This window comes from Paenibacillus radicis (ex Xue et al. 2023) (genome assembly GCF_024722015.1).
Taxonomy (GTDB): domain Bacteria; phylum Bacillota; class Bacilli; order Paenibacillales; family NBRC-103111; genus Paenibacillus_S.
This window is the reverse complement of the sequence record NZ_JANQBD010000035.1, coordinates 59,898-82,074: the sequence shown is the minus strand read 5'-3', so window position 1 is coordinate 82,074 and position 22,177 is coordinate 59,898. Positions and strand designations below refer to the sequence as shown.

At 47.8% G+C, this 22,177-nt stretch carries 15 protein-coding genes; 5 read left to right on the top strand and 10 right to left on the bottom strand.

Annotated elements, in window-relative coordinates; translation table 11 throughout:
• Nucleotides 1-310: 310 nt before the first annotated feature.
• Nucleotides 311-604 (bottom strand): hypothetical protein, encoded by a 294-nt coding sequence (locus tag NV381_RS33250; RefSeq protein ID WP_258217609.1) that lies wholly within the window; start codon nt 602-604, stop codon nt 311-313.
• A 156-nt stretch (nt 605-760) separates the two neighbouring features.
• Between NV381_RS33250 and NV381_RS33245 the strand changes: the two genes are divergently transcribed.
• The 3 genes from NV381_RS33245 (at nt 761) to NV381_RS33235 (ending at nt 5,355) form a co-directional block, all read left to right on the top strand.
• On the top strand, nt 761-2,365 hold the full coding sequence (locus tag NV381_RS33245) for an SWIM zinc finger family protein (protein WP_258217608.1): 1,605 nt from the start codon (nt 761-763) through the stop codon (nt 2,363-2,365).
• 346 nt (nt 2,366-2,711) lie between these two features.
• The gene (locus tag NV381_RS33240; RefSeq protein ID WP_258217607.1) at nt 2,712-3,107 is read left to right on the top strand and encodes a hypothetical protein; all 396 of its coding nucleotides are present in this window, start codon (nt 2,712-2,714) and stop codon (nt 3,105-3,107) included.
• A complete protein-coding gene (locus tag NV381_RS33235) occupies nt 3,028-5,355 on the top strand; it encodes a DEAD/DEAH box helicase (protein ID WP_258217606.1) in 2,328 nt (775 codons plus the stop codon). The genes NV381_RS33240 and NV381_RS33235 overlap by 80 nt, the downstream gene beginning before the upstream one ends.
• Nucleotides 5,356-5,369: 14 nt before the next feature.
• Here NV381_RS33235 and NV381_RS33230 read toward each other — a convergent pair whose 3' ends face one another.
• On the bottom strand, nt 5,370-6,560 hold the full coding sequence (locus NV381_RS33230) for an EAL domain-containing protein (RefSeq protein WP_258217605.1): 1,191 nt from the start codon (nt 6,558-6,560) through the stop codon (nt 5,370-5,372).
• Between the two features lie 444 nt (nt 6,561-7,004).
• On the opposite strand from NV381_RS33230, the gene NV381_RS33225 reads away from it, so the two are divergent.
• Nucleotides 7,005-9,920 (top strand): ATP-binding protein, encoded by a 2,916-nt coding sequence (locus NV381_RS33225; protein WP_258217604.1) that lies wholly within the window; start codon nt 7,005-7,007, stop codon nt 9,918-9,920.
• Nucleotides 9,921-10,037: 117 nt separating this feature from the next.
• On the opposite strand, the gene NV381_RS33220 is transcribed toward NV381_RS33225, so the two are convergent.
• The 8 genes from NV381_RS33220 to NV381_RS33185 form a co-directional block, all read right to left on the bottom strand.
• Nucleotides 10,038-10,778, bottom strand: a complete 741-nt coding sequence (locus NV381_RS33220) for a (S)-benzoin forming benzil reductase (RefSeq protein ID WP_258217603.1) — start codon at nt 10,776-10,778, stop codon at nt 10,038-10,040.
• 158 nt (nt 10,779-10,936) lie between these two features.
• Nucleotides 10,937-11,800 carry a transglutaminase family protein gene (locus tag NV381_RS33215; RefSeq protein WP_258217602.1) on the bottom strand — a complete coding sequence of 288 codons (864 nt, stop codon included), beginning with the start codon at nt 11,798-11,800 and terminating at the stop codon, nt 10,937-10,939.
• On the bottom strand, nt 11,797-12,756 hold the full coding sequence (locus NV381_RS33210; protein WP_258217601.1) for an alpha-E domain-containing protein: 960 nt from the start codon (nt 12,754-12,756) through the stop codon (nt 11,797-11,799). The genes NV381_RS33215 and NV381_RS33210 overlap by 4 nt, the downstream gene beginning before the upstream one ends.
• 120 nt (nt 12,757-12,876) lie before the next feature.
• Nucleotides 12,877-14,334 (bottom strand): circularly permuted type 2 ATP-grasp protein, encoded by a 1,458-nt coding sequence (locus tag NV381_RS33205; RefSeq protein WP_258217612.1) that lies wholly within the window; start codon nt 14,332-14,334, stop codon nt 12,877-12,879.
• A gap of 331 nt (nt 14,335-14,665) precedes the next feature.
• Nucleotides 14,666-16,876 (bottom strand): methyl-accepting chemotaxis protein, encoded by a 2,211-nt coding sequence (locus NV381_RS33200; protein ID WP_258217600.1) that lies wholly within the window; start codon nt 16,874-16,876, stop codon nt 14,666-14,668.
• 390 nt (nt 16,877-17,266) lie between these two features.
• A complete protein-coding gene (locus NV381_RS33195; protein WP_258217599.1) occupies nt 17,267-18,871 on the bottom strand; it encodes a UDP-glucose--hexose-1-phosphate uridylyltransferase in 1,605 nt (534 codons plus the stop codon).
• Between the two features lie 37 nt (nt 18,872-18,908).
• Nucleotides 18,909-19,895 carry a UDP-glucose 4-epimerase GalE gene (gene galE, locus NV381_RS33190; RefSeq protein WP_258217598.1) on the bottom strand — a complete coding sequence of 329 codons (987 nt, stop codon included), beginning with the start codon at nt 19,893-19,895 and terminating at the stop codon, nt 18,909-18,911.
• 28 nt (nt 19,896-19,923) lie between these two features.
• The gene (locus tag NV381_RS33185; protein WP_258217597.1) at nt 19,924-21,099 is read right to left on the bottom strand and encodes a galactokinase; all 1,176 of its coding nucleotides are present in this window, start codon (nt 21,097-21,099) and stop codon (nt 19,924-19,926) included.
• Nucleotides 21,100-21,303: 204 nt separating this feature from the next.
• On the opposite strand from NV381_RS33185, the gene NV381_RS33180 reads away from it, so the two are divergent.
• Nucleotides 21,304-22,170 carry an AraC family transcriptional regulator gene (locus tag NV381_RS33180; protein WP_258217596.1) on the top strand — a complete coding sequence of 289 codons (867 nt, stop codon included), beginning with the start codon at nt 21,304-21,306 and terminating at the stop codon, nt 22,168-22,170.
• Nucleotides 22,171-22,177: the final 7 nt, after the last annotated feature.

Here is a 22,177-nt window from a genome sequence, read left to right as displayed (position 1 = left end):
AAGTTCGAGATATGACGGTTAAGTCCACTGCTCTTCGTCAGTTGCTAACTAATTTTTAAAAATTTTTATGGTTAGGTGTGTTTGAGTTACTCAAAAGTCAGTTTAAAGCTTATTGACATAGTACGCTAGTATCATAAGAAAAACTTCTATTCGAAGCCCTCTCGATGAATATACATTCGTGTCTTAGCGGTAGCTTTTCTTGCAATATTAGAAAGGTGAACCTCCGGTTCAAACTTAAACTTTCTAATATTATCAAAAAAACGCCCATCTAAGGGCGTTTTTGATTAAGTCGGGCATTCTTCTTCACGTTTTACACCAAGTAAATCACACTAATCAGCTTCTCGCCATGATAAATCACAATGACATGCTTATCCTTGTCGTGGCTGATGGTACATTTGCCAACAATCATTTTCGGATCACTGCCAAGTCCATAGAATATGTCGTCAGCCAACGTTTTAATACATTCCTGCTGCTCCTCAGGCTCCAATTCATTCCATTCCTCTGATGTCATCTCCAAAAAGGAATAACATTCATCCATACTGTATAAAGCTTCGGTAAAATCGTTAATAATGTCAGGATACTCCCGACCAAATTTAATTCCCACAACATCAGTCCTTTCGAATGGAAATGGATTGGAAATGCTTACTAAGCATTTTAACCTGAAAAAACCATTACATGCAACTGGGCAGAGGAAGCATTTAAATCCAAAATCTGTTACACTATAAGGATAGACAACGAGTTCGGAGGCGGAACGATTCTCATGCTGAAGCTGCAAATCCCGAAAAACCGAATAAATTTTTTAATCGAACGGATGCAGCATGACTTTGAGTTGCCGATACTGGAACGCGGATGGGAATTTTACCACAAAGCCCGTGTGAAACACATAGAGCTATTACATGGAGTGGAAATCTCCGCCTCCGTACACGGCAAAGAGAAATACGAAGTCATTCTGGATATGGACAATTTTGCGAAAAGCAGCTGCACCTGCTCCTATTCATCCTACTGCAGACATATGGCTGCTGTTATATTCACATTGTATGCATCCTATGCACGGCCGGAACTGCTTCTACAGCAGTTAAAGCAAGCCATTTTAGTAAAAAGCCGCCAGCAGCAAACCCGTACTTCTTCATCGATATCCAAAGCTGAGAAGAAACAGGAACGGTTGGAGGCACTGCAGGCAAATCAACTGCCAACGGTTTGGCAGCGTTTCTTTGATCAGCAATTTTACGGCTACTCCCTTTCACAGCAGCACTCGATTGAGCTGTTTTACAACGCGGCCAAGGACTCACTGACTCCACTTGCCGCGGATTGGGAGGAATCTTTGCGTCGTCTCTACGAGCTGCATGTGGTTCTATTCGTTATGCGAAAAATAGAGCAGTTTTATGCGGACACCAAGTCCTCCTATTTGTCTTATTACATTGAAACAGGCAGCAAAACCGTCGCCAAGCAATGTTTAGAGCAGCTTGAGAGTATACTGCCAGCCTTGGATTTTACTGTGCTCCTGAAAAAATACGAAGCTGCTGTGAATGACACTATGACGATGATCGGCGAAGCCGCGTTAACCGGTAAGGACTCGCCCATGGATTGGCTGCTCGCCTATCGCAGCATTTGGTGGCGTCTGGAAAGCTGGCCAGAACGTCTGGAGCGCGAACGCAAGCGGCTTCAGCTTATAACATCGAAGTCAAATGTCATGCCGCGCAGACGTGAAGCCGTTATAATCGCTTTGGCGCACTTCGATATCATGGACGGCAAGGATGCAAAAGCGCGAGCGTTTCTCGAGCAGCTTGCCAAACGGGAGGCGCGTGACTTTTTCATCTACCTGCATCGTTTTTACGATGGGCAGGAGTGGGATCGCATGCTGGCATGGCTTAGATGGCTGCTTCCCTCTGTACAGCGTGCCCAACAAGAAGAGCTGCGGATTTTTTGTACTTATTGGATGGAAGCCGTAAGCCGCCAGCCTGATGACGGCGAATGGGTCGATGTTATGATCGCCTTACTGCCGCGGACCTACTATTTCTATACAGCCTATTTACTAAAAGCGAACCGGTTTAAGGCTTGGGTTGATTTGCAGCTGGCAAACCGTGTTTCTCCACTGAATTTATATGCGCTGGATTTAAAAAATGTGGAGGCGAACGATCCCTCCCTACTGCTGCCGCTGTACCACCAAGCCGTAGAACGATGTATTGCGGAGAAAAACCGCAATTCTTACAAAATGGCCGTCAAGCTGCTGAAAAAGCTGCATGCTTACTATAAAAAACTGGAGAAACTGAACACCTGGGAAGAGTATATCTACCGCCTGGCGAATCGGTATTCCCGCTTACGTGCACTGCAAGAAGAGCTTCGGAAAGGGAAATGGATTCCATGAGTGATACGACTGCGATAACCATTAACACCCGATGGATCGCCCCCGGCTGCTTTTTCTTGTGGGGCGTCCGGCATAACGGCGGCATCAGTGACGCCTATGATTTGAAGAACCTGCTGTTTGCTTGGCATCAGCAGTCTTTTTACGGGACGTTCATAGAGGTCACGGAGTCGATGAACGTTGAAGGACTACAGCTGCCGGCATTAGAGGCGCTGGACTACTTCTGCAGCCCAAGCGCAGTCCAGCATTTGAAGCTGGATTGGAGCCGTGAGCTGCAGGAGCTCTTTCACTTGGCGCCTCATGTGAAGGAGGCGCTGGTGCAGGGCCGCTGCATGCCCGACTTCACGAAGTGGAAGGCGGGCGAGCTAGGCTGGAAGCTGGCGCTGCCGGACAGCGTGGCAGCGGAAGGCTTGTCACCACTGGCGCAGCAGTGGATGGATCGGCTCATCCCCGAGTGGGGCGAGGAGGATGGCGTGCTGCGCCAAAGCATACGCCAGCTGGAGCAGACGTATCCATTGCTTCAGCGCGGCAAGCTCCCGGCCGATTTGTGGATGGACGAGGAAGATTGGCTCGTCTCCATTGGCTGGCAAACGGACGGCACACCGTTCAGGACGTGCCTGCAGCTGAGCGAGCCGCCACAAGGCCGCGGCAGCTGGCCGCTGCGCGTGATCCTGCAGGATCGCGCGAACAAGGACGTGCTGCGCGAGGTCGACGCAGCAGTGCTCGAAACCGCAGCGCAGGCTGATGCAGCGGCAGAGGCCGCCGATGGCGCAGCTGCGCTGCCAGCCAACGAAGCAGCGTCTATTGGCGAGCACAGCAGCGCGACCGTGCGCTCAGCCAACCCTGCGCTCGCCGAGCTGCCTGCCGCTTGGCAGCCGCATCTGCACCGCGCGGCGAAGGACCTCGCCAAGTGGCGGCGCATCCAGCCCTCGCTGCAGCAGGGCGAGGACAACCCGGCCCTGCGCAGCGAGCTGTCGCAGGATGAAGCTTGGCAGCTGCTCACGCAGGGCAGCCTGCGCTTGATGGAGGCGGGCTACTCCGTCTTCCTGCCCGCCTGGTGGGAGCGGATTCGCCGTTGGAAGCCCCGGCTCAAGGCCAAGATCAAATCATCGGTCGGCTCCGGACCGCAGGCGATGTTCGGTCTGCAGCAGCTGATGCAGTTTGATTGGAAGATCGCGCTCGGAGATATCGAGCTGACTGAAGAAGAATTCCGTACGCTGCTTGAAGAAAAGCGGAAGCTCGTACAAATTCGCGGCCAATGGATTCAGCTTGATCCTGCACAGCTGCAGCAGCTCGAGCAGGTTATGAAGCAGGTGCAGAAGAAGCAGGGGCTTTCGTTCCGCGATGTATTAGAGCTTCACCTGCTTGGCTCCTCCGAAGGAGAGGAGGAGTTTGGTTTCCAACGCTCCCTTCAAATGGAGGTGGAGCTGAATGAACAGCTGCAGGAAATGGTTGAGCTGCTCAACCATGCTAAGCGACCGCCGCTGATTGATCCTCCCGCATCCTTCCGCGGGACATTGCGCCCTTATCAGCTGGAGGGTATTTCCTGGCTGCTGTTTCTACGCAGCGCCGGTCTTGGTGGCTGTCTTGCCGACGACATGGGTCTTGGCAAAACGATTCAAATGATCACCTATCTGCTGCATATGCGCGAGCAGATGGCTGCCGAAGACGGGGAAGAAGCTGCCGAACGCATCCCTTCCCTACTGATCTGCCCTACCTCGGTGCTCGGCAATTGGCAGAAGGAGCTGCAGCGGTTCGCCCCGGAGCTGAAGGTTCATCTGCATTATGGACCGAATCGCGCCAAAGGCGAAGCCTTTAAGGAAACCTGCCTGGGTTATGATCTCATCCTGACTACCTATACCTTGTCGCATTTGGACGAAATAGAGCTGGCCCAGGTTGAATGGAGCTCCATCTGTCTCGATGAAGCCCAAAACATTAAGAACGCCTACACCAAACAAGCCACATCGATCCGCAGTTTGAAAGGGCAGCATCGAATCGCCATGACCGGAACTCCGATTGAGAACCGGCTCACCGAGCTATGGTCTATCTTTGATTTCTTAAATCCCGGTTACTTGGGCACATTGCGCGAGTTCACGCACCGCTATGTAACGGCTATTGAGAAATCCAATGATCCGGAGCTGGTCACGAAGGTCCAGCGATTAATTCGCCCCTTCTTACTTCGCCGTGTCAAGAAAGACCCCGCCATCCAATTGGATTTGCCGGAGAAATACGAGAACAAAACATTCGTTTCACTCACAGCCGAGCAAGGTATTCTATATGAAAACTATATTAAGGATATGTTCGATAGATTGGATCGTCTGAGCGCAATGGAACGGAGAGGCTTAATTCTTGCGGCTTTGACGAAGCTCAAGCAAATATGCAACCACCCGTCGCTCATGCTCAAGGAACCAGCCGGTTCCCCTTGGCAGCAGCGCTCCAACAAAGTGGAGCGGCTGTTGGAAATGGTACAGGAGCTTCGGCAAGAAGGGGATAAATGCCTCATTTTTACACAGTTCGTGGAAACAGGGCATTTGCTGCAGCGCATTCTGGAGCAGGAGCTGGAAACGCCCGTTCTGTTCCTGCACGGCGGAACTCCGAAGGCCGGCAGGGATCGCATGATCAGCGAGTTCCAAGGCGATACCCTACTTCCGGAAGGACAGCAGCCGAGCATCTTCCTTCTATCCCTGAAAGCGGGAGGCACAGGGTTGAACTTGACCGCTGCCAACCACGTGTTTCACTTTGACCGTTGGTGGAATCCTGCAGTGGAGAACCAGGCAACCGACCGGGCTTTTCGAATCGGCCAAACCCGGCATGTTCAGGTGCATAAATTTGTAACGTTGGGGACACTTGAGGAGAGAATCGACGAAATGATCGAGAAGAAGCAGGGTTTAAGCCAACAAATCGTAGGTAACGGAGAGCAGTGGATTACCGAAATGTCCACAGATGATTTGAAGGAGCTATTCTCATTGCGCAGCGAGTGGATTGAAGGTTAGATTGATAGTCCGGATCAAACGCTCAAGTCCAGAAAAATATAATGCGTGTCACCCACCGGACAAGAGTAAGTTTGCATAGGCTGAGCTGTATCGAGATCCGTATACACTTGGGAGAGCATTCCTTGACGCTGATTATTCATTCGCATCATATTAGGAATAAAGTAAGGGCGCCAAATCCAATTCGATCCTTGAAACTGGGCGTCCTGCTTCCATCCTTCCTCCATGTCACGCATGAAATTAGATGAAACCTGACAACCGTCCTCACGGCATATGTAGATCCTCATTACATTGTCAGCTACAGTACCGAGTAAGTTTCCTATCATCGCATCAGCATCCCGGGCCGAGGAAATATGTGTTTCGGATGAGATTAAATCATTCAGACTTTCTTGTACAGAGAACAAAGCCCGATAACGGGTAATTTCTTGTTCCGTATATATCCGTATCTCTTCTTTTAATAGCAGCTCATAGTTCCGTTCCGATTGAAAATCTTCCCTGGCCTCCGAGAACAGAAAACCTTGGACGTACCTTGCCCCCGCCTTTAATGAATGATACAAATCCTGCTTCGTTTCCACACCTTCTATCAACAGCGAAGACCCCATCTGTGACGACAAAATGGAGAATGAATTCAACAATGCATTATATCCCTCATGATTTTTGCTTTTTTTCAACAGCTTCAAATCAATTTTCAAAATATTAGGTTTAATCGACGCTATCCGATCATAATTGCTGTATCCGCTGCCTATATCGTCAATCGCAACCAAGCAGCCTTGCTGCCGATAAACTTCTACAATTTTCGACAACTCATCCAAGCGCCCATGGAACTCCTCTTCCGTTATCTCAATGACAACCCTCGATGGCTCCAAGCCATGCTTTTCGACAAACTGCAGCGTAGGCAGCACTCCGGTTTCCTTGTATTTCCTGTAAATCCATGACGGCTTTAAATTTAAAAAGAGCATAGCAGCATTATCGTCAGATTGGGCAATGGTCGAGATCGCCTTCTCTCGCAGCAATCGGTCCACTTGCAAATGATGCTCATCACTTATAGTCGAATCATGAAAGAAAGGCCCAAGGCTGTGAACCCGTCCTTCCTTCACTATTCTCCCCAATGCTTCATAGCCGATTATTTTCTGGTTTTGAAGCGATAATATGGGCTGAAAAAAAGGCTTCAGTTCCTTTTCCAGCGGTATTGGATTCCTCTGCAACATCTTCGCCTCCCGCTGCCTGGATGCGTTAGTTTGGTGTTACCATACCTAACATTTATTAGTCCTCACTGCTATTGTAAGCGAGAATGACTGAACTGGCAAACATTTCTTGCAGCATATTTTACGTTTTTCAACATTTCCCATGTCCACAAGCCTCACATTTACTTCCACATCCCTCGTTTTCACTTCTACGCCAAACATTCCGTCCCCATTTTCAAAAATAACCCTTACTTTTAGACAGTGTACTGCCGAAATAAATAAAGTCCTGTCGTAAATTAGCGAATAATGGAAGCATTTTCTCAAAAATATATGAATTCCAACAAGTTTTATACAGGAATATATTGTAGGTTTGTCGAATTTAATGTTGTGGTTTTGTCGAATTTATTATGGTTAAAAATAGTTAGGTTAAAATTCCGTACATTCTCTTAAAAACAAGGCGGTCTTTATATGAAAATAACACGCTACAATGTATCCTTGCTGTACGTTATCATTATTATTTCCTTGCTTGCTTTTGTAAGCATATCCAGTTACGTAGCTTCTACTAATATGGAAAAAGAACTGAACAGTGTTGTCAATGAGGTTATTCCTTTATCGGGAGTAGCCGGAAACATTTTTGAGGATATGATTAATCAGGAGACCGGCTTGCGCGGTTATATCGTGTCGGGCGACGAGAGATATTTGGAGTCCTATGAGCTTGGCAAGCAGCAGCTTACTCCCGACCTAGAGATAATGGCCAACTACCAAAAAACATATCCGGGTCTGAAAAGCTTGATGGAAGGCGATATGCTGCCGCAAATTAAACGTCTGCAGGATTACTACATCTCACAAATCCTCTTGGTCCAAAACGGCAACATCGAGGATGCCCGCTCACGTATTACGAATGGAAAAACAATGATGGACCGGTTCCGCCAGCTCCATATCAAGGTCATAACCGAAATTGATACGATTGCCGATTCTGCTTACAAAGACGCCAACCAAGCTGGACGCTCAGCAAGGGTTATCATTGCTGTAGGCGGTGGCTTAGCCCTCATTATTGGCTTGTTGTCAGCGTTCATATTCAGCCGGGCCAACCGAGCGGAGGCCGCTCTGCGCAAAAGCGAGGAAACCTATCGTTATATGGCAGAAAGCCTGGAAGCCCAGAACGAGGAAATCATCGCCCAGCAGGAGGAGCAAGAGCAGACTCTTGAGAAGCTGTCCCAACGAGAGCAAGAGCTCGAAACAATTAGCACGTATCAGGAAAAGCTAACCGGCTCATTGGAAATGTCCCTGTTTCTGGAATCCTCCATTCCCGCTTTGCTTGATTCACTCAAGATGGACGCAGCCTTACTTGTCATGAAATCAACCAAGGACGACGATCCGACTGATACACAGGGGGAGGAAGCTTCAGATCCCTATACCATATTATATTCTACCGGCTACCCGCAGCAGCTGCCGCGTAAGGTCAAGACGGTATTATTCGGCCCGGCGCTTCGAGTCCTCACAGAAAAAATTCCGATCGAATGCAGACGAGATCTATCCCCTCTGGAGCTGGGCATACACCAATCGATGAGCCACGCTTTGGATCAATACTACCCTGTGTTCGATGACAATAATGAAGTAATCGGTTTTCTGCTTTTAACCAGCTATTTAACTACACGAAGCGAACAAAGAGGCCGTATTGCCAAAGGCCTGGTACGGCAATTTGGACTCGCCTTCCTAGCACAGCTAATGAACGAGGAACGACATAGACAGTCGATCCGTCTGGAGCAATTGAACGATCAATTGATGCACGAGAAAGATTTTATCGGCAATCAACGCGACTTGATTAATAACATTTTGGAATCAACACATGAAGGTATGATGTTCTGCGATTCAAAAGGTACTTTGTTGTTTGTTAATCACCGAATGAGCGACTATATATCATTAAACCAGCAAATTGACCAGAATTGGAATGAACTGAATACCTTTATTAATGAGACCAATCCTTCGTTTATGCCTATCTATCTGTCGATTGAGGGTCTTTTGAACGGGTCACTCGATAAGCTTACCGAGCGTTTCGTTTATACGGATCAAGACAATCAACAGCGCCATGTAGAACTGTATGCAACCAAGGTGGGCGATAAAGATAATCAAGTGGGCTATTTATTCGTATTCCGGGATCGGACAGAAGAGGAAAAGGTTGATGAAATGAAGAATGAATTCGTCAGCATCGTTTCCCATGAGCTGCGGACTCCATTAGCAAGCGTACTGGGCTTTATTGAAATCTTATTGCACCGCCAGCTCTCACCCGAAAAGCAGCAGAAATATATGGAAACTATATATAAAGAAGCTAACCGTCTATCCACTCTAATTAACGATTTCCTGGATTTGCAGCGAATGGAATCCGGCAAGCAAGTGTATCACTTTGCACCGGTTGATCTAGTAAGCCTTCTTGAGGAAGCCTCTTACCAATGGAGAAGTAAACAGAGCCATCAGCTTGAGCTGCACGTTCCTGAGAACGAAGTTTGGATACGCGCCGATTCTGACCGTTTCAAGCAAATTATTCATAACCTGCTTAGCAACGCCATCAAATATTCACCTCAAGCTAACAAGGTTGATGTAAGGATTGAACAGAACGGCGAGCAGATCAAGCTTCTTATCACTGACTATGGACTTGGAATTCCCGATGAGGCAAAGGATAAGCTGTTCTCCAAATTTTACAGGGTAGATAATTCCGACCGCCGCCAAATAGGAGGCACAGGCTTGGGGTTAGCCATTGTAAAAGAAATCGTGGATGCCCATCAAGGCTCCATTACATTCATATCCGAGATGGGCAAAGGCACCACCTTCACCGTGGAGCTGAAATCTCACAAGGTGCCGAGCGCTGAAGACAGCATAATCATCCTTGAAGACGACGACAACCTGGCGAAATTAATCCAGGTAGGTCTAACCCGACTTAATGTCCGTACCGTACACTTGCGTTCAGCCGAGGAAGGAATTATTGCAATCAATCAAATCCGCAGCCTGGGGCCACAGCTTTGTATCGTAGATATCCATCTCGAAGGGACCAAAACCGGATGGGATTTTATATCCGAGCTATACAAGCATCCTGACTACTTCCGTACTCCTGTCATTGTTTCCACGGCTTTAGAGCCACCAATGAACTATCACGAGAAGGACTTCGAGAAGTTCTTGCGCAAGCCTTTTTCCATGGAAAAGCTGCTGGAGGTTGCAGAACAGCTCATTAATAATAAAGCGAATCCTACAGCTTACATTTTCCCGGCACAAGACGAGGAGCACATTAAAAACTCCTTGGAAAAGAACGGTATCCACATTAACGAGATCACTAGAGATCAAGATACTATCCAAGTCGAACTTTCCCATAAACACAATAAAGATACGTAAAGTCAACCAAATATGATTGACTCAGTGCAAAGCCCGAAGCATCCTGTCTCAGGAGCATCGGGCTTTTTGTTCACACATACCATAGTTTAAGCACTGACGATCTAACAGATGAACGTTCTACAGTTCTTCAATAACCGCGCCTTGAACAAACGACTCTCCCAAAAGAAATTCGACCAGCTTTTTGGCCGTCGCTTCCGGCGATACAAGCATACCCCGTTCATGTACTTTAGCAAAAATCCCAGCGGATGCAAAAGTGCTTTTATCTGCATTCCTTGCCTCTTCCTGTAGCGACGTATCTATTATCCCCGGCCAGACGGAGACTACTTTGACGGCAGATGCACCTTCTCCTTGCTCAAGTCCTACACATTTTGAAAAGACATCTAACCCGGCTTTAGCTGCGGAATAAGCACTCATCCCAGAAAGATGATTTTTTACAGACATGGAGGATACGTTTAAGATCCTTTTTTCAATTTGGAGAGGCTGGGTAAAGCGAATAAATAACGAGGTAAGAATCATCGGAGCAAGCAAATTCACATTCAGGTTTCTAGCCAGCTCTCGGCTCTCCGCTTGCTCGATACTGGATAAAGGCGAAATAACTGCTGCATTATTGATAAGATAAATAGCTTCTGCCCTCGAAGGATCGATCTCACTGAAAATGGCTTGCATTAATTCTTCAATTTGATTGGCTTCATTTAAATCAAATTCATAATAATCGATATTCCCGTGCATACTTCTGGAAATTAAATCATCATTTCTCTTTCTTGAAATGCAAAATAAGTGATGACCTGGATTTACCAGTTTATTAGCAATCGCTTGTCCAAGCCCACGAGAAGTACCGGTAATAATAAAATATTTCATAGCAAAACAACTCCCTTTTTAGTACTTGATACTAGTATCTAATACCAAATATAAACCAAAATATGGAATGTATCAACAATAATATTTACAAAATGCACAAATAGAACGGGTTTGTTCATCGATCCTTGAACAAACCCGCTCTTATTTTAGCCTTATATTCATCCTTCCAGCCTTCTTACATCCACCGTGACATCTAGAGTCTGGCGCGCAGTACCGCGGTAAACACCTTTCACTGGGACAATGTCTTTGTAGTCACGCCCGTGACCCAGCTTCACATAACGCCAGCCTACTTCCGAGTTGTTCGTAGGGTCAAATCCGAGCCAACCTGTGCCAGGCACGTGCACTTCGACCCATGCGTGGGAAGCCTGCTCGAAATCAGCACTCCCTCCTTGTAAATCGCCAACAAAGTGGTAGCCGCTCACATATCTGGCCGGCAATCCGATACTACGGCATGCAGCTATCATAAGATGCGCATAATCTTGGCACACACCCCGCTTTAATCGCAGCGTGTCACTAACCTTCGAATGTACGTGCGTAGCATAGGGATCATAAGTGAAATCACGGTGAATACCTTCGGTAATTTGCTTCGCCCAATCATAGTATCCATCCGGCCCCACTTCAAATCCCGCTGCATAAGCAGACAGCTCTTTAGTCACCTCGGTATATGCCGTCGGCAATAAATATTCAATATAACGGTTTTGCAGCCTTTCGCTTTGCAGCAGCTCCCGCTGCTCCTCCAGCGGCACCCTTTTCAGTAAATCCCAGTTTTGATCCTGAGTGACCACCGTCGCTTTCGTCTTAATTACCAGCTCACGATGCGGCTTGCTAACCGAGAAGGAATGCACCCTATTGCCGAAATAATCCTCATAGGTGAATAAAGAAGCAACCGGTTCAATCCATACCTCGTGATGGTAGCAGGATTGACGGTAATTGGTCCGAGGTGTCAATCGGAGTTCATTGACACTGTCCGCAACCGATTCCGCGTACGTATAGCGGGTCACATGGTTGATCTCGATTTTCATGCAGTAGCCTCCTCGAATTGAAAGAAGGCGGTAGCCATCGTCTTGCCAAGCTTTTGACATGAAGCCGTTAAATGCTCCAGAAGCGTTGCTACTTGCTGAGCCCGGAATTCATCAGACTCAAGACATGCCATCTCTGCTTTTACTTTCCCGGCTTGCCGAATTGCTTTCTCATGAGGGACATGATAGTCCTGAGTTTTCAACTCAATTCCCTTCAAATGCTTCTCCAATTCGGTAAAGGAGAACTGAATCGATCGAGGAAAGCTCTCACTTCTTATCATGAACTCCATTATATGCTCCACCTGCATCCCATCCCCATAAAAACGCCGGAAGGATTGATATCCACTTACCGATTTTAATACAGCCAGCATATTCGGGTAAGGGGTCGGGATATCTCGCCCCTCCAACAGCGTTCCCGCTACGGATTGGAGGATTCGGACTGTATTCTCAGCCCTTTCAAGAAACCTGCCGCTTTCAATGAAATGCCATTCGTTCTGCCTCAGCATCACGGAATGCTCCACACCCTGGAACATGGCCATCCGTTCTTTAATCTGTCTGTAGAAAGCATTGGGCGATTCCTTAATGATATCATCCACCTGCTTTTCTCCAAGCCACAGATAGAACGCGTTCAGCGTATCCCAAAGCTCGCTCGGCAGCTTCTCCCGAAGCGTCCGCAGGTTATTCCTCGCTTGACTGACGCAGGAAAACAAGGAGTTGGCATTGCCCCGATCCAGTGTTATGAATGAGAGCACATCTTTTTCAGTAAAAGCTTCAAACTGCTGCACGTACGAAGCACGGGCACCCAATGCATCGATCAACCGGGCCCACTTATGCTCCTTATGTTGAAAATCAGCTTCCTGCTGAATGTGATAATGCACATCAATCAATCTAGCGTGGTTTTCTGCTCGCTCCACATACCGACCTACCCAGAACAAAGCCTCTGCATTACGATTGAGCATGCTCATCACCTCTTCATTTATTGAACCAGCGGTGTTCCTGCACTACAGTTGTTGCCGCAAAACAAGCATCTCCCAAACATACATCTAATAAACAAGTACCTTAAATGCATCTATCACCTTCTACGCAAGCACCCAAGTATCCTTGCAGCCCCCACCCTGCGAAGAGTTTACGACCAGTGAGCCTTCCTTCAGCGCCACTCGGGTTAAGCCGCCTGGAATAATATGAGTGTTGCCATTACCCATTAGAACAAACGCCCTCAAATCGATATGCCGTGGTACCATTCGCCCATCCAGCATGACAGGCGCGCGCGACAGCTGCATGGTCGGTTGGGCAATATAGCGCTCTGGATCAAGTTTTATTTGTTCAGCGAAGGCCTCAATTTCTTGCTCTGTAGCCGCTGGACCGATAAGCATCCCGTAGCCGCCGGATAACGAAGTTTCTTTGACTACCATCGTATGCAATCTCTCCAGCACATACTCCCTCTCATCAGGACGAGACAGCAAATAGGTTGGCACATTATTTAAGATAGGCTCTTCATTCAAATAGTAGCGAATCATATCCGGAACGTAAGCATATATGGCTTTATCGTCCGCTATCCCCGTCCCGGGAGCATTAGCTATGGCGATATTGCCCGCACGGTAAGCATTCATAATACCGGCCACGCCTAACATTGAATCAGGCCTGAAGGCCAACGGGTCGAGAAAATCATCATCAATCCGACTATACAGCACATCTACCTGCTGCAGTCCTTTCATGTTGCGAATATAAATTTTATGGTCTATAGCTACCAAATCGCGTCCCTCAACCAGATGAATCCCCATCTGTTGAGCCAAGAAGGCATGCTCATAATAAGCGGAATTGAATTCACCAGGTGTAAGCAAGGCAATGACCGGCTCGGACTTTCGAGATGGGGACAGACTACGAAGTGACGAAAGAAAATGATTTAAGCTGTGCTCCACGTCACGGATAGAACTGGAGAAGGTTAGCTCTGGAAATAACTGGTTCATGATGGATCTGCCTTTGAATAAATACGAGAAACCCGATGGAGAGCGCAGATTATCCTCCAACACATAATAACGTCCATCTGCGTCACGTATCAGATCAATTCCAGAGGTAGCCATGTAAACCCCGCCAGGAACATCAATATGCATCATCTCAGGCCTGAAATAACGATTGCCTACGATCATTTTTCTAGGAATAAGACCCTCAGCTATCATATTTTGTTTATGGTACATGTCGTGAAGAAATTGATTCAACGCTTTGACTCTTTGCAGCAGCCCTCGCTCAAGCATGGCCCACTCATCACCAGGGATAACCCTCGGTATCATATCGAAGGGAATCGTTCTCTCCAGCGGCTGCGATTGCTCAGGCTGATAGAGCGTAAACGTAATCCCTTCCTCCAGCATGCGCCGGTTCATCGCCTTTTGCTTGGCAGCAAGCTCTTCACCCTTCATTTTGGAGAAACAACTGTGTGCCTGCTGATAGTGAGGGCGCACCAGCAAGTCCTGCATAAACATTTCATCATAGAATGACTCCAGTGGATATGGAGTATTGTGGGAACGGTTGATCATCGCCATATGATGTTCGGTATTGGATGCGTAAAAACCGTACACCCTAACCAGTCCCTCCCCTCTTTTTATGTTTAATGTTATATTATATGACGCAAAATCAATAAAAACACTCCAAAATCCGAATATTCAGAACCTTTATACCTACTATCATATGCCTCAGCGCTTTTTGTGTCAATATACATGACAAATAATTAACAATTATTTTTTACATAATTTGTGTTGTTGATACAGCACCTATTTCAGTATAGCCTCATGTCGACATTTGATTCCGCAAACGCAAATACCACCCCAAATCCATAATGGACGGGGCGGCATATTTTCCAAACGTATGTAACACCTATCTCCTGCGGGTTTCCGTTAGGCGGAACTGATCCACCAGCTGCTGCAAGAAGTCCGTAATAGCTTCCACATGACTGGAGGTATGGCGCACATTAACAATGTCTGCGAGCAGCTCCTGAACCTTGCCCTCAACCTCTGTAGAAATTTGGCGATTTTCCATACTGACCTCAGCAATTTTCTCCATCAATCCTACTACCTCGTCAACCACTTGCGTCTTTAATGATTCCTCCGCGCTTGCGCCGCTCAAAATTTCCGATGCCGCAGCGACAAGCTGAGTACCCTCAGCAACTACCTGTGTTCCTTCTTCCATTGATTGAAAGGCTTCTTTAGCATTTTTATAAATCAGCTGGACGGTATCATTAATTTCTTCGGTAGATTTGCGCGTAAGGTCAGCCAGCTTCCTTATTTCACCGGCAACGACAGCAAAGCCTTTACCATGCTCCCCGACACGAGCTGCCTCAATTGAAGCATTGAGCGACAGCAGATTGGTCTGACTGGATATTTCTTCTATGACTTGAAGGACATTTTTGATTTTTTGCGTCGTTTCCATAAAGGTCAGGATCGTCTTATTCGTATCCGCCACCTTGGTGGAGATTTGCCTCATTTTATCGCCAATACGCTCCACTTCACTCTGTGCTACAGCTATTTGCTCGGACGCCTTGTCTTCAAGCACACGCAGCGTCCCCTGCATATCGCCCACAACATCCTTGGCAACGTCAATATCCTTCAGCTGTCTGCGGATACTTCGGATCATATCATGGATTTTCCCACTCATTCTCTCTGTGGAGCCTTCTGTATTCACAGTCGAAACCGTGAGAACATGCTGGCTGGACAACACATCCGAGGCGGCCTGTTTAACCTGCAGCATAATTCCTTCCAAGGAGTCGATCATATTGTTGATCCACATGGCTAGCTCCTTGGTCTCGTCATGCATGAATTGCCCATGCTCCAACCGCTGGGTCAAGTCACCCTTGCCCTCGGCATTAATACGGATGAACTGATTAATTTTATGCAAATTATCCACTACCGGCTGCGAGCCCTTTTTATGAAGAGTCCACGCAATCAAAAGCCCATAAAGTAAATTGAATGCCCCAATCACACAAGCGACAATCCACGGAGACATTTGACCCATGATCAAGTAGACCAACACTGCCGACAACAAGGCAAAACCACCCAGCAGCGGAAGCTGCAACCGCGTCAATTTCCAGCGAATGCTGCGAATCCGGTACACCTCTTCCAAATCTCCTTCGCACATCATCCCCCAAACATCAGGACAATGCGGAAGCTGGAAGGTAACCCCCTTGCCTATTACAGAAATATGACGGTAATCGGAATAGCCCGGGAACGTTACGAACAGATTGCTGCCGTTAGCTATCGTGTTGGCTACACCAGGATGCAGCATGCCAGTCGCAGGATCAGTAAACATCAGCTCCAGCTCCGTATGCTCCTTCACACTCACAGTACCCCAATCCGTCGTGACCCCATCCTTCAAATTCTCACCAAAGGTGAAGGTGCGGTCTTCAAACCGGCTTCGAGACAATGCTGTACCAGGAGCAATCTGCGAGTTCAAGCCCGGCCGTGCCATAAAAATATAGTTATCCCCAGAGTCCGGATATACATGGCCGGATTCACGCTGGATCAAATCACCAATTACATCATTAGGCACCCGACCGCATAACGCCCCCACGCGCTTGCCCTCTTTCATCAAAGGAATGATGTAGAGCAAAGTCATTTTATCGTGGAATGCAGATGTGCTGGGTCCGATTTGTTCAGTTAATGCATCTGCAAATGGACCGAACAAGCATTTTTTCCCGCTATTCGAATACTCCAATCCCTTGGAAAAGGGAGCTCTTCCCCCATACCGCACACCGACGTGAGCCGCATATGACGAGAATGTTACAGCAGCTTCTTCATCTAATAAAAAAATTTCAGAAAAATCAGAGGCTCGGTTTCCAGCTGCTGCAAACAATTTATCGACGGCCGCACTCCAAAGCTCGGGAGAATTACTCCGCTCCACTTCCAGCGAACCCATCTGTTCCAACAGCCTGTCCAAATGAGACCAGTATTCGTTCGTCCAACTTTTTAATAACTCCATGCGGGTACTGGCAATACCTTCAAAAATATCCTCTACATCCTCCTTCATCCCGCGATTTAAACGGCAGGACCACCACAACGGCAAGCCTTTCTTAAACCCCAACCAATCAAACATACGATCTCCCCCAGACCTAAGTCCTGCGTTACGATAATGTGAACAATTATAACACAGACTTTGTGCGGATGTGAGATAAAAACAACGTTTTTTTACAAATTTTCATATAAAATTTCCTAAATAATACGAAAAAGGCGTTCATTCGACGATAACCTCACATGATTCATTCGTTTTTTAGCGGAAATCGCCTGACCGACTCGGACCTTGTTCTTTATTTCACATAATAATTATCGTTTTTTTTGCACGCAAAAACATCACCCTCCTCATCCGAAGATAAGAAGGGTGATGCTGTACGCTCCGCGTGCGAGGAGGAGACTCATCGCCGGAAAGCCACTCGGAAGAGCGCACCACTCCGGTCATAAGCTAACACTGCATCAACCAATCTCACGATTATCGCCTGAAGCCTAAAGAGTCAAGGAAAGCTATGAAACCGGAGATACCTTGCTCATCACGTTTATAAACACCCGCATCCCTAAGCACATCGGCAAATTTATGCCCCACTGCGGACTGCAGCACTTTCTGAGCCGCCTCTGCAGTGAGATTGCTGCCATGTGCAGAGATCAGTTCATCGATCCAGGCTGTATGCTTGTATAGAGGATGATCGGATTGATCGATGATCTTTCCATCAAACAGGAGATTACCTGTCAATATTTGAGAAAGCAGCTCCAGCTCTTCCTTAAGTCGACCCGGCAGTACAGCCAAGCCCATGACCTCGATTAAGCCGATGTTCTCTTTTTTAACATGGTGGAGCTCCTTATGAGGATGGAATATGCCGTCTGGATGCTCCTCGTTCGTACGATTGTTTCGCAGGACAAGATCCAACTCATATTCGCCGCTCGCATTATTTCTAGCAATAGGGGTTACTGTATTATGAGAAATGCTCACTCCAGCTTGTTCCGTGTAGGCAATAATCTCATTGCCCTGGTCGCTGTAACCCTTCCAGGTGTTCAAGATCGTCTCCGCCAGCTTAAGCAGCAGCATTTTATTATGACTCGACATACGGATGACCGACATCGGCCATTTGACGATCCCGAGTCTTACATTCGGGTACTCCGGGCTAGTAAAGCTGTGCTCAACTGGAGCTTTTTCCATGGCAAACTTATGCTTGCCGCCCTGAAAATGGTCGTGATTAAGGATCGACCCGCCTACAATCGGTAAATCGGCATTCGAGCCGATGAAATAATGCGGAAATTGATCGATAAAATCAAGCAACCGATAAAAGGTGTGAGGCGATGTTTTCATCGGCCTATGCTGCTGATCGAAAATAATGCTGTGCTCATTATAATAAACGTAAGGCGAATACTGAAGGTACCACGCATCCCCATCGAGCTGCAGAGGAATGACTCTCAGATTCTGCCTTGCCGGATGGTTAATCCGACCTGCATAGCCGACATTGTCGATACAGAGCAGACATTTGGGGTAATTGCTTTGAGGCGCTGTCTTCAGCAGCGCAATTTCTTTAGGATCCTTTTCCGGCTTGGACAAATTAACCGTGATTTCTAAATCGCCATATTCCGTCGGCGTAAGCCAGTATTGATTCTTGGCAATCCGGTCCATCCGGATGTAGTTAGAATCCATACAGAGCTGATAGAAATCATCGGTCGCCCGCTCCACACCTTGTTGACTGGAGATGCTCCAGAAACGGTTGGCCACCTCTGACTGGCGCGGCATCAAGCAGCCCATTATTTTCGCATCCAGCAAGTCGCGCAGCGTCGTATTATTATCTGCGAGAATACCTGTCACAGCGGCATAATCGAGCAAAGGCTCGAGCAGCTCCACCACACTCTCGGAAGCAGGCTCCTCAACCTCTCCTGTATAAGGTTCGTCGATCCGCAGCAGCTCAAGCAGCGCATTGCGTGCAGCGTAGCTGTCAATCGGGCTCAGCAGCTTGCGCCTAATGCCGAACTTAATCAGCTTTTCAATATCCTGCGCAGCAGCTGCCTGCGCAAGAGGATCACGCCCCGCAGCCGCCTGCCTTTCTATTGCTTCTTCCATCGTGATGCTCCTCCTATCCGTTCCTTAAGCACTGCGCTTAGTTAGCGTAGCCGTTTGGATGGCCTTGATGCCATGCCCATGCCGTCTGAATGATCTGCTCCAGACTATCGTGCTGCGGCTTCCAGCCGAGCTCTGCTCTCGTACGTTCAGACGAGGCCACGAGAGTTGCCGGATCGCCTGCGCGGCGTGCTTCCACAACAGCCGGAATCGGGTGTTCCGTCACCTTGCGGGCGATCTCGATAACCTCCTTAACCGAAAACCCTTTGCCATTGCCAAGGTTATAGACACTGCTTTCGCCGCCATTGCGCAGCTTGGCAACAGCTAGAATATGTGCGTCCGATAAATCGGTGACATGAATATAGTCGCGGACGCATGTGCCATCCGGTGTAGCGTAATCTTCACCGTAGATAGAAATATGCGGGCGTTGTCCCAACGCCACCTGCAATATAATAGGGATCAAATGAGTCTCAGGCGCATGATCCTCCCCAATACGTCCGCTCTTATGAGCTCCAGCGGCATTGAAGTAGCGCAGCGAGACATATTTGATGCCATGTGCTACATCGAACCAACGCATCATTTTCTCCATCGCCAGCTTCGTTTCACCGTAAGCGTTAGTCGGTAGCGTCCGGTCGCTTTCGAGAATAGGCAAATTCTCCGGCTCCCCATAAGTAGCCGCGGTGGATGAGAATACGATCTTTTTTACGCCATACTCATTCATTTTCTCCAGCAAGCACAAGGTGCCGTATACGTTGTTGTGGTAGTATTTGCCGGGATTCTGCATGCTTTCTCCGACCAATGAATTGGCTGCAAAATGAATCACTGCATCGATCTCATTTTCTTGAAATACTTTATCCATAAATGCCGCATCGCGAATATCGCCTTCATACAGCTTGCCGCCCAATACCGCTTCCCGGTGACCCTGCTGTAAATTATCAACTACCACTACCTCTTCATTGCGGGCTAACAGCTCCGCTACTGTATGCGAACCGATGTACCCAGCTCCGCCTGTCACCAATACAGCCATGATTCTACCTCCCCAATTGTTTAGAAATTCAAGCTACAACTTCCTTCACTCCATCACCGATATCGCACACATAGAAGTCCGCGATTAAGCCGACCTTCTCAGTGTATGCGGCTCCTACCTGCTCTATAAATGCAGACACACTATCCTGATGCACCAAAGATACGGTACACCCTCCAAAGCCTGCTCCTGTCATCCGCGAACCCAGTACACCCGGTACCTTCAGAGCTTCCTCCACCATCACATCAAGCTCCAGGCAAGTCACCTCGTACAAATCGCGAAGCGAGTTATGAGAATCAATCATCAATTGGCCGAACACGTTCAGATCATTTCGCTCCAGCACCTCCATCGACCGCAGCACACGGTCAATTTCCTCCACAACATGCTGAGCCCGCTTACGCACGACTTCGTCCGGGATCAGATGCTGCGCCCCATTGAATTGCTCTAGACTTAGCTGGCCCAGCAAAGTCAATTGTGGAAATTGCGCTTGAAGGTACTTTACCGCTTGCTCACACTGAGCTCTTCTTTCATTGTAAGCTGAATCGACTAATCCACGTTTCTTGTTCGTATTGCCGATAACCAGCTTGTATTCACCGCTCTGGAAGGGTACATGTTTGTACTCTAGCGTGTCGCACATTAGCAGAATCGCGTGGTCCTGCTTGCCCATAGCTACCGCAAACTGATCCATAATCCCGCAATTAACGCCCATGAATTCATTCTCAGCTTTTTGCGCTAACAAGGCAATCTGAACCTTATCCACGTCATGACCTTCCAGGGTTAACAATGCGAAGGCTGTCACAACTTCAATAGAAGCCGAGGAAGACAGCCCGGAGCCATTCGGAATAGCACCGCTGTACAAAATATCATAGCCTCCTACCGACAAACCCTGTTCCTGAATTTTAGCGATAATTCCCTTCGGGTAGTTAATCCAGTCATCGGAGGAATCAAACGCTATATTGTGAATGGAAATTTGTTTGTGTAAAGTAAAGTTGGTTGAGGCAAATCCAATCTGGTCATCACCGCGTTTGCGAATTAGCATCGTAGTGCCAAAGGTCAATGCAGCCGGAAATACATAACCTCCGTTGTAATCGGTGTGCTCTCCGATCAAGTTAACCCTGCCCGGTGCATGAAACACGTGAAGCGTTCCCGCACCCTCACGTCCGTACTGTTCTTCAAAAGTTTGCTGTAATGCCTGCAAATCTGCCAATAGTAACACCGCCTATTCAAATTGGTTTTGCTGTTCAAGCTTTTGAGTGCTGCATCATGCCTTCAGTATAATGCGAGGCTGTACATTCCGCTATGGAACGATGTTATCACCACATGGAAAAATGTTAGTTATTGAATAAGTTGTATCGCAAATTCATGATATACTTAAAACCGTTGAACTGCAAAATCGGAAGGAGACTTTGCTATGTCCGAAGGTGCTCATCGAAAAGATAGTTATTATGTCGTTTCTAACCCGCAGCCGATTGAAGATGATTGCGTCGTGCTCTTTACAGGCAGCAGCCAAACAAAGCCCGGGCATAAGCCCGGACCCAAGGTAGTCGATTATTATTTGCTCCACCATATCCTGTCCGGCAGGGGGACTTATACATGCCAGGGGATTACTTACAAGCTGGGCCCCGGGGATAGCTTTCTTATCGAACCTGGCAAGCTTATCAGTTACACAGCGGACGAAGAAGAACCGTGGCACTACAGATGGCTGGCTTTCGAAGGAAAGCGGGCCTCTGTGCTGCTGAGCCAGATCGGTCTTTCCTCGCAGCAGCCTATTGTTCATACAGGACGCAGCCGCAATATCAGCGTAATGTACCATCAAGTACAGGCGGCGTTTCAAACAAGACTGCCGAATGCTAACCTCAAAGCAACCGGCTACCTTCACCTGCTGCTGGCGGAATATTCGGAAGCTCTGCAGCCGCAGCAGCAGAGCAATCCGCAGCAGAGCAGCGTCACCGAGCACATTGTTCAACAAGCTCTCCACTACTTGTCCACACAATATGCAGAGCCCATTACTATCGAGCTCATGGCCGAAGCGCTTGGCTACAATCGCGCTTACCTGTCAACACTGTTCAAAAAGCAAACCGGTCTTACGCCGGTCTCATTTCTGCTGAAGCTGCGGATCGATAAAGCAAAACTGCTGCTCAGGGAACGATTGGAATTGACCATAGAGCAGATCGCCTCATCTGTCGGATTTCAGGACCCGCTCTATTTCTCTAAACAGTTCAAGAGGCTCTACGGGATTTCCCCGACAGATTATAGAACTGCGATGAAGCATCTTTAACCCAATA